Raw genomic sequence first — 14,273 nt, forward strand, 5'->3', positions numbered from 1 at the left:
ATCCAAAGGTTAATCGGCGCTGCTACCCAGCATCCGTTTCAAAGTGACATCACGATCGATAAAGTGATGTTTAAGCGCGGCCAGCCCGTGCAGTATCGAGAGCACTACCACGGCCCAGGCCAGGTAAAGGTGTATGGCGCCGGCGGTGTCGGCCTGTTCCGCCATGCCGGTCACGGTGGCGGGCACGTTGAACCAGCCGAACACGCTGATCGGTTGGCCGTCTGCGGTGGAGATCAGATAGCCGCTGATCAGAATGCCGAACAACACGGCGTACAGCGCCAGATGCGCGAGGATGGCGCTGACGCGAGTGAGGCGGCCATAGCTGGCCAGCGGTTTAGGCGGCGGTGAGACAAAGCGCCAGACCACGCGGATCACCATCACAATGAACAGCAGCGTGCCGATGCTTTTGTGGATCTCCGGCGCCTGATGGTACCAGACGTCGTAATAGCCCAGCGTGACCATCCACAGGCCGAGTGCGAACATGCCGTACACCGTCAGCGCCACCAGCCAGTGGATCAACACTGACACATGGCCGAAACGATCGGCGGTATTTTTCCAGAGCATCCTGTTTCCTTCGATTACCGATTGGCTGGCTGCAATAATTAAACTTTAGGAAACATAAAATCAATAATAAATTTAACTATGTTACTACTTTGAAATATTAGTCAGTGAATTTGTTCGAGATGTTCGGAGTTAATCAGATAAATCGTTGGAGATAATATTATTTCGCTCACGAGAGGTTCACGCTAGTCATTGAAAAGTGGTGCTATTATCTATTAATGTCAGCTTTTGTCATTTTACGTAAACCCCTCGTGAGTTGCCCGGCGAGATTATTTGTTGGCAAAGGTTATGCCTATTTATTGCGGCGCAGGGCAGGGCGGAAAGATTAACTTTGTCGAACGGTTGCGCTAAATCCCCTGCGGTGCAGCGGCGGATTTTGCTACCATTAGCGCCAAGAGCCGGCGCCCTGGCGCCGGTTAACCCAGTGAAATAACAAGGAAACGTCATGGGCCGAACCCGTGTGACCGACAGCAGCCTGCGTCTGGCCGTCCTGCTGGCGATGTTGGTGATCATTTTGGCCGGGGTGAAAGCCGCCGCCGACATTGTGGTGCCGTTTTTGCTGGCGGTATTTCTCGCTATGGTGCTGAATCCGCTGGTGGCGATGCTGGAGCGTAAACGGGTGCCGCGTATCGTCGGGGTGACGCTGCTGGTGACGGCGGTGATCGTGGTCGTGATGCTGTTTATCGGCATGCTGGGGGCTTCGCTGAACGAGTTCGCCCGTTCGCTGCCGCAGTACCGCGGCATGATGATCGAGAAGCTGCGCGAGCTGCAGCATTACGCCGACCGTTTCAATATCAGCCTTTCCAGCGAAGCGATGCTGCAGTATGTCGATCCCAGCGCGACGATGAATCTGGTCACCCGCATGCTGGGGCACCTGTCTGGCGCGATGACCAACGTCTTCCTGCTCCTGATGACCGTGGTGTTTATGCTGTTCGAAGTGCAGTTGCTGCCTTACAAGCTGCAGCAGGCGCTGGATAAGCCGAACGAGGGGCTCGCCGCGATGCGGCGGGCGCTGGATGGCGTGACGCGCTATCTGGTGATTAAAACCATCATCAGCCTGGCCACCGGGGTAATCGTCTGGATCTTCCTGGCGGCGGTCGGCGTGCGTTTTGCCTTTATCTGGGGGCTGCTGGCATTTCTGCTTAACTACATTCCCAACATTGGCTCGGTATTGGCCGCCATTCCGCCGCTGATTCAGGCGCTGTTGTTCAACGGATTAGGAGATGCGCTGGTGGTGGCGGGCGGCTTTATCGCTGTCAACATGGTGATCGGCAATATCCTCGAGCCGCGCGTGATGGGGCGCGGGCTGGGGCTGTCGACGCTGGTGGTGTTCCTGTCGCTGATCTTTTGGGGCTGGCTGCTTGGCCCGGTGGGCATGTTGCTGTCGGTGCCGCTGACGATCGTGGCGCGCATCGCGCTGGAGACTACCGAGGGCGGCTATCGGCTGGCGGTTATCCTGGGGGACGGCCGCCCGCCGCGCCAGCCTCCGGAGTGAGGAAGATTTTGCCATTCACGCCGGGCTGGGCGGCGTGGTGCAGCGCCGCTGCGTACTGACGCAAAGGATAAATCGCGGCGGGTGGGCGCAGCGCCAGCTGGCCGCGTCGCAGCAGCAGGAATAACTGATAAAACGCCGTCTGCCATTGCGCCGGCGCTGCCTGTGCGTTCCATTTGCGCAAGTGGAACAGCGAAGCGCGCAGCTTTAACTCGTCCACCACGCGCCGCCAGTCTACCTGGCGGCCGCTAAGCAGGCCCAGCGCCACAAAATCGCCGCCGGTGCGGACCGCCTGCGCCAACTGCAATCCGTCTTCTCCGCCAATGCAGTCGATGGCCGCTCGGGCGCCAAAATTCGTCATTTCCGCCAGCTGCGGCGCTTCGATAACGCGCCAGGCGCCGGCGGCCAGCAACGCCTGGCGATAAGCGGCATTGCGCACCACGACCGCCAGACGAATGCCGCGCAGCGCCGTCAGCTGCGCCAGCAGCAGGCTGACAGCGGAGCCGCCGCCGTTGAGCAGCAGTACGTCGCCGGCGCTGAGCGGCAGCCATTGGGTCAACAGCACCCAGCAGGTGAGCGGGTTGATATAGATTTGTGCTGCGCAGGCGTCGTCGATGTCGTCCGGCACCCAGACCACCCGATCTTCAGGCAGCGTGACGAACGTTTGCCAACTGCCGTTACCTGCTACCGCCAGCGCGCGTCGGCCCGTTGAATACCCATTCTGCGGATTGACGACGACGCCCACGCCTTCATATCCCGGCACCTGAGGAAGGGCGATGCGGTGCGCGTATTGGCCGTGGATCGGGATCAGATCGGAAGGGTTGATCGGGGCATAGCGCATCTGCAATAACCGCTGTCCGGGGCGCAGCATCGGTCTGCTCATCTGCTGCAATTCCAGCACCTGGGCGGGATCGCCGAAGCGGCTGAAGCTCAATCGGGGAAATAACGGCGGCATGGCTTACATGACGAAGAAGAAATAGACATCCAACGCCAGCAGCACCAGCCACAGACAAAGGTACAGCACCAGGTGCTCACGCACATTGTTGACGATAGCCGCCAGTATTCGGTTTAACATTTCAGCCGCCTGAAGAGAAGGACCCTTGATTATAGTCCTTTTCTCGGCGTCATTTATAGCGCGCCGCGCGTGAGGGGCGGGAAAGTGACGATAAAAAAGCCTGCGTTATCGCAGGCTTGAGGTTACACGGCCAACAGCGCCAGCGGCGTTGAATTCGCCGGCGTGCTCGGCGGGTAGAAATAGCGCAGCACGTTATACAGCGAGTAAAACTCCAGCCGGTTGCGCGCGTTGATCTTTTCCGTGATGTGACGCTTGTGCACATAGACCGTATGGGAGCTGATCTGCAGTTTTTTCGCAATGCGGTAGTTAGGCATCTCTGCCATCCAATACTTCATTACCGTCAGCTCCTGCGGGCTGAACAGGGAACGCTCTTCGCCGTCATCGGCCAGCGCCAGCGGATTCTCGCGCAGCGTGCGTAAGGTGAGCGGCAGAATGCTTTTATTGAACAGAAAAGCGTTATCGGCGATGCGCATTGGCGCTTCGCTGTAAGGGTAAGGTGTGTCGAGATAGATAAATAGCAAGGCGGACTGGCTGGCTTCCATAAAGGCCTGCAGTTGCGCGTCCGCTTCGTTATAGCGGCATTGGTTGCTGAGGTTCACCAGAATGTGGCTCGGCTGAAAGCTGGCCAACAGCGATGTAGCGTATTCAATGCTGTGGCAGCACTTGATCGTCGTGATCCCACTATCAGCAAAGTAGCTGGCTATACCGACCCGGGTGAAGCAGCATTCGTCCACGACAAGTAGTTTCATGGTGACGTCCTTGTTGAAAGCCGATGGAGCATATCTTCTGTAAAATAGGACTTACACTGCAAGTGTTCAATTCGGAAATTCAACTGCTGAATATAAGAAATTTCCGTTATCAGGATTTTTACTTGGTATTTAAAAGAGTTAGCAGGTTAACAAATTGTAACCGCCAAATTTCGCTGTCCAGTGCCTGAGGGGGACTTGGACAGCGAAATCCTTTGCTCAGCTAAATCGTTTCAGACCAAAGCTTGAGACGTCAACCGGCGGCGCTTTGTCCTGCGCGAACAGCGCGGCGATCTCGCCCAGAGCGCTGGCGAACTTGAAGCCGTGGCCGCTCAATCCGCTGATGACCATCAGGCGATCGCAATCCGGCAGGGTATCGATAATAAAGTCTTCGTCGGGGCTCATATCATAGCTGCAGGCTTCACCGTGTAAACATACGCCTACACCCGGCAAAAATTGCCGCAGGAAGGAGAAAACTTCCGTGCCGTCGCTGGCGTAGCTGCCGAAGGGTTTGCGCTGCTCGGGGGCATCCATCGGCTGGCCGCCGTCATGTTTGCCCACTTTCAGGCCGTCGTTATCCGCCGGAAAACCGTAATAGTGCGTGCCGTCTTGCGCTTCGACGGTAAAGGCCGGGAAACGATTGTTCACGCTGTAGCGGCCATCTGCCTGATGCCAGGAGAAGACTTTGCGCAGTGGCGCGATCGGCAGTTGCGGCAACAGCGCTTTGACCCAGGTGCCGGCGGTGATCACCGCCTTTCGCGCCGTGAAACGCCCTTCGCCGGTGATGACCTCAACGCCGCCATCGATGGGTTCTACCGCGTTGACCGGGCAGTTGAACAGCTGGCTGCAGCCGGCTTCTTTCGCCAGCTTGATCAGGCTGGTTATCGCCAGCTCGGCACGCAGGAACCCCGCGTCTGGCTCGAATACGCCGACATAGCCTTCCGGTGCTCGGAATTCTGGCCAGCGCTGATTGATCTGTTCGGCGCTGAGGGTTTGCGCGTTCAGGCGGAATTTTTGCGCGCTGAGCTGCGCATTGCGAATGAATTCGGAGTGCTGTGGCCCCAGGTTGAGCACGCCGCACGACTGGAACAGTTCCTCGCCGGATTGTTGAATCAGCGCATTCCACAGCGCCTGTGCGCGCAGCACCAGCGGCACGTACTTTTCGCCTTCGCCGTAAGCGTGACGGATAATGCGGGTATCGCCGTGATGGCTGCCGTTTCGGTGCGGAGGGATAGCGCTGTCGATCATCAGCACTTTCAAGCCGGCTCGCGTGGCATAATAGCCTGCCGCCGCGCCGACGGAACCGCTGCCCACCACAATCAAATCATATTCCACGTGCCAACCCTCTCTGATAGCGATTTCTTATGCCCCCATGATAAAAGGTTGGCGGACGCAATGCACTGATTGAACGGCGAAAGGCGAAGAAAAGGCGCCGGGAAAGGTCGCGGCGCCTTAGGGGGTAGGAGACGATGAATCAATGTTTTCTGCGATCAAGATCCTGGTAATCCGTAGCTTCAATCTTGGCGATGCCGGCCTCTAAAATATTGATTAATTGACGGGCGACATCTGTGGTCAGCCAAAGCGTTCGGTCTACTTGGGCTTCTTCGGGCGTTTGGTCTAGTGAAGACAGGTAATGAAGGCGTATCATCATGGCGTCGTAAACGTCGACAGTACTGATATCCCAACCGACAAGCGGGTGCGTCTGAATTACTTCATCATTTCTGTCCATAAAGACCCCTTATTGAGTAGTAACTACCGTGAGTGACTAACGAGGATCAATGCGGCTCATCATCATGAGAGCAATTACAGTATACGCATCCGCTTTCATCGGTGGAGGGGTTGTCACCTAAAATTGCAAAATAAATATTTATTTGAACAATTATTCTACAAATTCGGGTGCGAACGCGCGATGAGTAAAGCCTGTGGCGTTATTCCGCGCCGCCGGTGGGTGGGGCGGAGCCGTGCAGACATTTTTCCAGTTCTTCTGCCAAGTGCGCGAAATGTTTCTGCGTTTCGGCGTCGCGATTCTGGCTTTGCGATTCCAGCCTCAGGCTGTGGATCAGCCGTTGGTTGGCTTTGTCATCCAGGCTGAAGGCCAGGTAAGAGAAGGCCACTTCCAGTACGTTCAAGCGTCTTTTCTGATCGGCAATCAGCGCCAGCAATTCGCCAAACGTCATTGCGTCTTCGGATTTCACCTTGTCCGGGGCCATGCTTACTCCTTTGCGTTAAATACAGCGCTGAGGCGGATTTGGTTCCAGAGTAAGGGTAAGCGATGAATGGGCAGGGCGCCAGAAACAAAAAAGCCGGAGAGCGACCCCCGGCAAAAACAGCATTGCAGTGTTATTCTGCGCTGAACCATTCGTCCGCGCTTTCCCAGGTTTCCTGAAGGATTTCCTCAATCAGATCCCGGTCGGTTTTGGCGCCCCCCAGCACAGAGAGCCCGTTGGCGCCGGCATAACGGACGTGCACGACGGCGCCTGGAAACTGGCGATTGACCCGTTTGCCCAGCTCGCCGGTCAGCGCCTCAATGGCGCCCGACGGCAGCGGCCGGGTTTTATCTATAGTGACTTCAACACGCATAATTGCCCCCGAAGCGATTTACTGTTTATTTATACAGTTAACCGTAAGCGAGGGCAAGAGGGCGAAGCAAAAATATCAGCCTTTCAGCGACCAGTTCAGGGTTTCGCCGGCCAGGAATGGGATCACGGATTCATTGCCCAGGGCGATCTCTTCCGGCTGGGTGGTCGGCACGCGCTGCAGTTCGATGAAATCTTCGTTGATCGGCAGGCCATAGAAGCGTGGGCCGTTGAGCGAGCAGAAGGCCTCGAAGTGCTCCAGCGCGCCGAGCTGTTCGAAGACGGCAGCGTAAGCCGGGATCGCATTCGGCGCATTGAAGCAGCCGGCGCAGCCGCAGCTGGACTCTTTGCGATGCTTGAGGTGCGGCGCCGAGTCGGTGCCGAGGAAGAAACGGTCCGAGCCGCTGGCCACCGCCTGACGCAGCGCTTCCTGATGGACGTTGCGCTTGAGGATCGGCAGGCAGAACAGGTGTGGGCGAATGCCGCCGACCAGCATGTGGTTGCGGTTGAACATCAGGTGCTGCGGGGTGATGGTGGCGCCGAGGAAACGGTTGCCTGCCTGCACGTACTGCGCCGCTTCTTTGGTGGTGATGTGTTCGAAGACGATTTTCAGTTCCGGGAAGTGACGGCGGATAGGCTCCATCACCTGTTCGATAAAGCGCGCCTCGCGGTCGAAAATATCGACGGCAGGATCGGTCACTTCACCGTGGATCAGCAGCGGCATGCCGATTTTTTGCATTTGCTCGAACAGCGGGTAAATGCCGGTCACGTCGCTGACGCCGTGGCTGGAGTTGGTGGTGGCGTTGGCCGGATACAGCTTGGCGGCGGTAAACACCCCTTGCTCGAAACCGCTGACCAGTTCACTGGCCGCCAGAGAGTTGGTCAGGTAACAGGTCATCAGCGGAGTGAAGTTGTGACCCTGCGGCACCGCCGCCAGAATCCGATCGCGGTAGGCGCGCGCGGCGGCCACGGTCGTCACGGGCGGAACCAGGTTCGGCATCACGATCGCCCGGCCAAATACCTGGCTGGTATAGGGCACCACCGTTTTCAGCATCTCATCGTCACGCAGGTGGATATGCCAGTCGTCTGGGCGGCGGATTTTCAGAACTTGAGGTTGTGCGGTCATCTAGCTAGGCTCCGGCGGTCAAATACGTCTAATGAAAAGCGAATAATGGGTTTATTCACGCCGGGGTGTAAGGATAAGCGGAAAGTGCCGCAGATGCATCTGTTTGTTGGCGACAAGTTGAAATCAACGGCGCAGCAGGCGCATAGTGACAATGATTTCAACGATGCCGACGCCAATACCGTCGACTTTCATCAAGTGGAAAGGGAGAAAACAATGGAAGTACGCGTTATCGCCACCCTGCAAGCGAAAGCGGGATTTGAGGCCGCAGTCAGTGAAGCGGTGCACGACATTCTCGAGCCGAGCCGCCAGGAGCTGGGCAACCTGCAATATGATTTGCATCGCGATCTGGAAAAACCGGGCACCTTCGTGTTCTTTGAGCGTTGGGCCAGCAGCGAAGCGCTGAATAAGCATAATGAGACGGCGCATTTTCAGCAGTTCGTCAGTCGACTTGACGGCAAGTTAGATGTTCTGGACATCAAAAAACTGAAAAAGATCGCCTGAGCTTTTTGCAGGCAAGAAAAAACCCGCCGTCGGCGGGTTTTTTTAGGTGTGCAGATTAACTTATTCGTTAACCGGCTGCGGCTTGGTGGCCGGCGCGGTGGCCTGGCTCACTGCCGAGTGACCACCGGCTGAACCTTTGCCTTCAAAGTTGAAGGAAGGGCGCTGCCAGTCGCTGTGCTTGCGTTCTTCCGGCACATAGGCCGGCGCAGGCGCTTTGGTCATCGGTGCAGTGGCGATGTGTTTGTACAGCGCGTCCTGCACGGCTTTCACCGGTGCCGGCTGCTGAGCAACCGCAGGCGCAGGTTCGGCGGCCGTTGGTTCCGGCGCTTTTTCTACCGGAGCGGCTGCCGCTGCAGGTGCGGCTTCTACCACTGGCGCTTCTTCCGTAGGTGCGGCTTCTACCGGTGCAGTTTCGACCACAGGCTCGTCTTCCGCTGGCTTAGCTTCAACCACTGGCTCTGCCGCTACGGTTTCAGCTACCGGCTGAGCTTCCACTGCAGGGGCAGTCTCTTCCGCTTTCGGTTCTTCAACCGCAACCGTTGCCGGGGCGGTTTCCACCGGCGCCGGAGTTTCCTCGGCCGGGGTGGCAACAACCGGCGCTACGACTGCCGCTTCTTCCGTTACGGTGACGGCGGCAGTTTCAACGGCGGCTTCTGGTGCCGGTTCGTTGACGCTGGCCGCGGCCTGAGTTTCTTCCACGGCAACGCTGTGCTGTTCAACCGCTGCGGCGACAACCGGCGCCTGCTCTACGGCTTCGGTTTGCACTTCGGCTTCTTCAACCTGAGCGACCGGGTAGCTTACCCAGACTTTGCCTGATGCCATTTCCGGAGAAGCGAACGCGCCCACCAACGGCATTGGGGATTGCAGTGGGTAACGCTCGTCGCGGTAACGACGGCGACGCTGGCCGCTGACGCGCAGGTGACGCGGTGAACGACGGGAACGACGCGGCATGCCTTCGCCGTTGCCGCGGTTTTCGCCCTGGGCATCGTCTTCCGCCTGAGCGGCAACGGTTTCCGGCAGCAGCTTCACGCTGTCGTCGGCGGTTGGCTGCGCATCTTCGGCTTTCGCTACCGGCGCTTTCGGCGCCAACAGCTCTTCCGCTGCGCGCTGCAGCTCTTCTTCCGCGGACAGGATGCGCACTTTCTGCGTCAGAGGGCGGCGCTGACGGCGCTGCATGTTCTGCTGCTGGCGTTCTTCCTGCTCTTCGTCGGTGCTCTCGACCGCGTCAACGCTTTCCAGCGCTTTCACTTCCTGCTGAGCCTGACGTTTCTCTTCCTGACGACGACGCTGGCGTTCAGCACGCTGTTCACGGCGCTGCTGCTGATCTTCGCGCGGCGCTTTAGCGCTTTCTTCCGAGGCAGTTTCCTCCGCTACCGGCGCGTTCTGCTGCTGGTTGCGGCGGTTACGGCGCTGCTCATCGCGGGATTCACGCGATTCACGGCCTTCACGGTTCTCACGCGGTTCACGGTTGTCGCGTTCGCGATTGTCACGGCCTTCACCGCGCTCTTTACGTTCGCCGCGTTCCGGACGATCGCCACGGTCGCTACGCTCACCGCGCTCTTTACGGCCGGTGCCTTGACGGCGCTGACCGCGACGATCCTGACGACGGTTTTCACCGTTGCCTTCCGCCTTCGGCGTTTCGGCCGGTTTGGCTTCTTCGACGGCAGGTTGTTCTTCACCGGCGAACAGGCTCTTCAAACCACCGAACAGGCGGCCCAGGAAGCCCGGCTTGGCGGCGGCCGGCGCTGCGGCTTTAGCCTTGGCGGCTGCAGCGACAGGTTTGGCAACGGCGACGGGTTCTTCAGCCGGCGGCGGCACATCGGCGGACAGGGAGAAGGAAGCCAGGGCCGGTTGCTCCGGACGCTTGCGTTCCATCGGCGCATCTTCAAGCGGACGCTCCATGTCTTCTTCGTGCAGTTTCGGCAGCAGGTAGCTGAGGGTAGAGGTTTCCTCGCCCTTGCGTACGCGCAGCACTGAGTAGTGCGGGGTTTGCATTTCATCGTTCGGCACGATGACGGCTTTCACGCCACCCTGACGTTTTTCGATCGCGCTGACGGATTCACGCTTTTCGTTCAGCAGGTACGAAGCGACCTGAACCGGTACGATAGCGTGAACTTCTTTGGTGTTTTCCTTCAGCGCTTCTTCTTCGATCAGGCGCAGGATGGACAGCGCCAGCGATTCGTTGTCGCGGATGGTGCCGGTGCCGTTACAGCGTGGGCACACGTGGTGGCTGGATTCACCCAGCGACGGGCTGAGGCGCTGACGCGACATTTCCAGCAGGCCGAAGCGGGAGATGCGGCCGATTTGGATGCGCGCGCGGTCTTGACGCACGGCGTCGCGCAAGCGGTTTTCCACTTCGCGCTGGTGGCGTACCGGCGTCATGTCGATGAAGTCGATGACGATCAGGCCGCCGAGATCGCGCAGGCGAAGCTGGCGAGCGATTTCGTCCGCCGCTTCCAGGTTGGTGTTGAACGCCGTCTCTTCGATGTCGCCGCCGCGGGTTGCGCGTGCGGAGTTGATGTCGATGGCGGTCAGCGCTTCGGTGCTGTCGATGACGATCGAGCCGCCGGACGGCAGGCGCACTTCGCGCTGGAAGGCGGATTCGATCTGCGATTCGATCTGATAGTGGCTGAACAGAGGAATTTCACCGCTGTACAGTTTGATTTTGCTGCTGAAATCCGGGCGGCCCAGCGCGGCGATGTGCTCTTTGGCCAGATCGAGAATTTTCGGGTTGTCGATCAGGATTTCGCCGATGTCCGGGCGCAGGTAATCGCGGAAGGCGCGCACGATAACGTTGCTTTCCTGGTGGATCAGGAACGGCGCAGGGCGGCCTTCGGCGGCTTTTTTGATCGCTTCCCAGTGCTTCAGGCGGAAGGAGAGATCCCACTGCAGCGCATCGGCGGATTTGCCTACGCCCGCGGTGCGAACGATCAGGCCCATGCCGTCCGGCAGTTGCAGCGAAGAGAGCGCTTCTTTCAGCTCGGTGCGATCGTCACCCTCGATGCGGCGAGAAATACCGCCGGCGCGCGGGTTATTCGGCATCAGCACCAGATAGCTGCCCGCCAGGCTGATGAAGGTGGTCAAGGCGGCGCCTTTGTTGCCACGTTCTTCTTTGTCTACCTGAACGATGACTTCCTGGCCTTCGCGCAGGACATCTTTGATGTTCGGGCGGCCATGGGAAGAGTAATTGCTAGGAAAGTATTCGCGGGCGATTTCTTTAAGAGGGAGGAAACCATGTCGTTCTGCGCCGTAGTCCACGAACGCTGCTTCAAGACTTGGTTCAATGCGGGTGATTTTGCCTTTGTAAATATTCGCTTTTTTCTGCTCATGACCCGGACTTTCGATATCCAAATCATACAGCCGCTGTCCATCTACGAGGGCAACACGCAACTCTTCCTGCTGAGTTGCGTTAATCAACATTCTTTTCATCTTAACTTACTCGTTATTTTTACATTATCGACAAAGCTGCGGGCAAAATAACCTCATGGCCGGAGTTAAACCGAAAGCCCCGTGTCTTCTCGCAAAGCCGTCAACCTCACGGTTGTCGCCTGCATAGGGGCGCATTATCTCGGTAAGCCTGCTTTTCTTTGTGAAAGACAGCACTTTTACTAGGGGAATAGCCTCTGATTTACGTCGACAGATCTGATTCCATTTGCCGGCCAAGCTGCAACCCGCAGCCCGCTAATTGTTTGATTTCGCATTACGTCTTACGCCATTGCTGCGTTTTTGCGCGATCAGACAAATTTTATAATTCCACCGTTTTCCCTGTTTAACGAGAATCAACGCGGAAAGTGACTGCATTATTCCACTGCTGATGCCGTTATAGCAAGGTGACTTTTCCTTAACTGCGGAAGAAATCGCAAACGTTCAAATCGGCTTGCTGCCTTATTGTCCGCTGGGGTTTCGCCCGCCGTCAGAGAGACAGTTAAGCACAGAAAAAGATGTGGCGCTATTCACGCGCTCTATTTAGAATCCCGCACCATGAAAACGAACAATCCAGCAGTACAATTCATCACGATTTCCGACGACGAAGCCGGTCAGAGAATCGACAACTTTCTGCTCGCTCGCCTGAAAGGCGTGCCGAAGAGCATGATTTATCGCATTGTGCGCAAAGGCGAGGTGCGGGTTAATAAAGGGCGCATCAAGGTCGAATACAAATTGGCGGCCGGCGACGTGGTGCGCGTGCCGCCGGTGCGCGTGGCCGAGCGCGAAGAGGCGCCGGTGTCGGCGAAGCTGGATAAGGTGGCGGCGCTGGCCGACTGCATTCTGTATGAAGATGACCACCTGCTGATCCTCAACAAGCCTTCCGGCACCGCGGTGCACGGCGGCAGCGGCCTGAGCTTCGGCGTGATTGAAGGGCTGCGGGCGCTGCGCCCTGAGGCCCGTTTCCTGGAGCTGGTGCATCGGCTCGATCGCGATACCTCCGGCGTGCTGTTGGTTGCCAAGAAGCGTTCCGCGCTGCGTTCGCTGCATGAGCAACTACGGCTGAAGGGCATGCAGAAGGATTATCTGGCGCTGGTGCGCGGCCAGTGGCAGTCCCACTGCAAGGCCGTACAGGCGCCGCTGCTGAAAAACATTCTGCAAAGCGGTGAACGTATCGTGCGCGTCAACAGCGAAGGCAAGCCTTCGGAAACCCGCTTCAAGGTGGAGGAGCGTTACGAATTCGCCACCCTGGTGAAGGCCAGCCCAATCACCGGGCGTACCCACCAGATCCGCGTGCACACCCTGCATGCTGGACATCCGATCGCCTTTGACGATCGCTACGGCGACCGCGAGTTCGATCGTCAACTGGCGGGTACCGGCCTGAAGCGTCTGTTCCTGCACGCCGCGGCGCTGCGCTTCGAGCATCCGGCCACCGGCGAAACGATGCGTATCGAAGCGCCGATGGACGAAGAACTGCGTCATTGCCTGCAAGTGCTGCGCCGGCAGGCCGCCAAATAATCCGCGTCACACCAGCGGGTTGATGCCTTCAGCCCGCAACATCTCCAACAGCGCAATCAACGGCAGGCCGATCAGGGCGTTCGGATCCCGGCCTTCCAGCCTGTCGAACAACGCGATCCCCAACCCCTCGCTCTTGAAACTGCCCGCGCAGTTCAGCGGTTGCTCCAGACGCACATAGGCGGCGATCTCCGCTTCGCTCAGCGCGCGAAAATGCACGTGGAAAGGCTCGCACAGGGCCTGCAGCTGCTTGCTGCGGCCGTTGTACAGCGCCAGGCCGGTGTAGAAGGTCACGGCCTGGCCGCTTACCTGGCGCAGCTGCGCGCGGGCGTTTTCCTCGGTATGGGGCTTGCCGGTGATGCTGCCATCGATCACGCAGACCTGATCGGAACCGATGATCAGATGCTCGGGGTAGGCGAGGGCCAGCGCCTGGGCCTTCGCTGCCGCCAGGCGCAGCACCAGCGCTTCCGCGCCTTCGCCCGGCAGCGGGGTTTCATCCACCTCCGGCGCGGCGCAGTCGAACGGCAGCTGCAGTTTCTCCAGCAGCATTTTTCGATAGGGGGAGGTGGAGGCTAAAAGCAATCTCTGCATAATTTTTTTCGCAAACCGTAGCGTAAATGGGTACGGCATTTTAAACTGTCGGCCGCTGTGGAAGCGAATATTGGTGAAAGGAGCCGTTTTACGGCCTTTTTCTTTGACTCTATGTCGTTACAAAGTTAATATGCGCGCCCTATGCAAAAGGTAAAATTACCCTTGACCATTGATGCGGTACGTACCGCTCAGAAACGCCTGGACTATGCTGGTGTCTATGCGCCTGAGCAGGTTACTCGTGTTGCCGACTCCGTGGTCAGTGTGGATAGTGATGTTGAGGTGTCGTTGTCGTTTAATATCGACAATCAACGCCTCGCGGTGATAACAGGGCATGCGGACGTCACGGTAACGTTGATGTGCCAACGCTGTGGAGTCCCGTTCGAACATCAGGTTCACACAACATATTGTTTTAGCCCGGTCGTCAATGATGAGCAGGCTGAGGCATTACCGGAAGCGTACGAACCGATCGAAGTTGACGAGTTTGGCGAAGTCGATCTGTTGGCAATGATTGAAGACGAAATTATTCTTTCACTGCCTGTCGTTCCGGTACATGAATCTGAACACTGTGAAGTGTCCGAAGCGGACATGGTATTTGGCCAACTGCCTCCCGAGGCGGAGAAACCGAATCCGTTTGCCGTATTAGCCAGTTTAAAGCGTAAGTAATTGA

At 57.9% G+C, this 14,273-nt stretch carries 15 protein-coding genes; 4 read left to right on the plus strand and 11 right to left on the minus strand.

Features of this window, described 5'->3' with window-relative positions:
* Positions 1–9: 9 nt before the first annotated feature.
* Positions 10–564, minus strand: a complete 555-nt coding sequence (locus tag CPH57_RS05925) for a cytochrome b (RefSeq protein WP_046686849.1) — start codon at positions 562–564, stop codon at positions 10–12.
* 442 nt (positions 565–1,006) lie between these two features.
* Here CPH57_RS05925 and CPH57_RS05930 point away from each other — a divergent pair, with 442 nt between their 5' ends.
* Positions 1,007–2,056, plus strand: coding sequence for an AI-2E family transporter (locus tag CPH57_RS05930; protein ID WP_096242135.1), 1,050 nt, complete (start codon positions 1,007–1,009; stop codon positions 2,054–2,056).
* On the opposite strand, the gene CPH57_RS05935 is transcribed toward CPH57_RS05930, so the two are convergent.
* From CPH57_RS05935 to pyrC, 8 genes are all read right to left on the minus strand, one after another.
* Entirely contained in the window at positions 2,013–3,008 is a 996-nt protein-coding gene (locus CPH57_RS05935; RefSeq protein ID WP_096242136.1) for a zinc-dependent alcohol dehydrogenase family protein, read from the minus strand. The two genes, CPH57_RS05930 and CPH57_RS05935, sit on opposite strands and share 44 nt — an antisense overlap.
* A gap of 3 nt (positions 3,009–3,011) precedes the next feature.
* On the minus strand, positions 3,012–3,128 hold the full coding sequence (locus CPH57_RS05940) for a DUF2770 family protein (protein WP_004927822.1): 117 nt from the start codon (positions 3,126–3,128) through the stop codon (positions 3,012–3,014).
* Positions 3,129–3,250: 122 nt separating this feature from the next.
* A complete protein-coding gene (locus CPH57_RS05945; protein WP_033642674.1) occupies positions 3,251–3,877 on the minus strand; it encodes a LuxR C-terminal-related transcriptional regulator in 627 nt (208 codons plus the stop codon).
* 216 nt (positions 3,878–4,093) lie between these two features.
* The gene (gene solA, locus CPH57_RS05950) at positions 4,094–5,209 is read right to left on the minus strand and encodes an N-methyl-L-tryptophan oxidase (RefSeq protein WP_047026296.1); all 1,116 of its coding nucleotides are present in this window, start codon (positions 5,207–5,209) and stop codon (positions 4,094–4,096) included.
* Between the two features lie 139 nt (positions 5,210–5,348).
* Entirely contained in the window at positions 5,349–5,603 is a 255-nt protein-coding gene (gene bssS, locus CPH57_RS05955; protein WP_004927812.1) for a biofilm formation regulator BssS, read from the minus strand.
* Positions 5,604–5,802: 199 nt separating this feature from the next.
* A complete protein-coding gene (locus CPH57_RS05960; protein WP_046686854.1) occupies positions 5,803–6,084 on the minus strand; it encodes a hypothetical protein in 282 nt (93 codons plus the stop codon).
* A gap of 130 nt (positions 6,085–6,214) precedes the next feature.
* Positions 6,215–6,454 (minus strand): DNA damage-inducible protein I, encoded by a 240-nt coding sequence (gene dinI, locus CPH57_RS05965; RefSeq protein ID WP_033650738.1) that lies wholly within the window; start codon positions 6,452–6,454, stop codon positions 6,215–6,217.
* Between the two features lie 75 nt (positions 6,455–6,529).
* On the minus strand, positions 6,530–7,576 hold the full coding sequence (pyrC, locus tag CPH57_RS05970; protein ID WP_033642678.1) for a dihydroorotase: 1,047 nt from the start codon (positions 7,574–7,576) through the stop codon (positions 6,530–6,532).
* A 213-nt stretch (positions 7,577–7,789) separates the two neighbouring features.
* On the opposite strand from pyrC, the gene CPH57_RS05975 reads away from it, so the two are divergent.
* A complete protein-coding gene (locus CPH57_RS05975) occupies positions 7,790–8,077 on the plus strand; it encodes a putative quinol monooxygenase (protein ID WP_096242825.1) in 288 nt (95 codons plus the stop codon).
* A 60-nt stretch (positions 8,078–8,137) separates the two neighbouring features.
* On the opposite strand, the gene rne is transcribed toward CPH57_RS05975, so the two are convergent.
* The gene (rne, locus tag CPH57_RS05980) at positions 8,138–11,506 is read right to left on the minus strand and encodes a ribonuclease E (RefSeq protein ID WP_096242137.1); all 3,369 of its coding nucleotides are present in this window, start codon (positions 11,504–11,506) and stop codon (positions 8,138–8,140) included.
* Between the two features lie 552 nt (positions 11,507–12,058).
* Here rne and rluC point away from each other — a divergent pair.
* The gene (gene rluC / locus CPH57_RS05985; protein ID WP_004927787.1) at positions 12,059–13,018 is read left to right on the plus strand and encodes a 23S rRNA pseudouridine(955/2504/2580) synthase RluC; all 960 of its coding nucleotides are present in this window, start codon (positions 12,059–12,061) and stop codon (positions 13,016–13,018) included.
* Positions 13,019–13,024: 6 nt separating this feature from the next.
* Here the strand turns inward: rluC and CPH57_RS05990 are convergent, their stop codons facing one another.
* On the minus strand, positions 13,025–13,606 hold the full coding sequence (locus CPH57_RS05990; protein WP_089197688.1) for a nucleoside triphosphate pyrophosphatase: 582 nt from the start codon (positions 13,604–13,606) through the stop codon (positions 13,025–13,027).
* A gap of 141 nt (positions 13,607–13,747) precedes the next feature.
* Here CPH57_RS05990 and yceD point away from each other — a divergent pair, with 141 nt between their 5' ends.
* Positions 13,748–14,269: a 23S rRNA accumulation protein YceD gene (yceD, locus tag CPH57_RS05995; protein WP_004927780.1), complete on the plus strand. Its 522-nt coding sequence runs from the start codon at positions 13,748–13,750 to the stop codon at positions 14,267–14,269.
* Positions 14,270–14,273 lie beyond the last annotated feature (4 nt).

Source organism: Serratia sp. JKS000199, from assembly GCF_900215455.1.
In the GTDB taxonomy this organism is placed as follows: domain Bacteria; phylum Pseudomonadota; class Gammaproteobacteria; order Enterobacterales; family Enterobacteriaceae; genus Serratia; species Serratia ureilytica.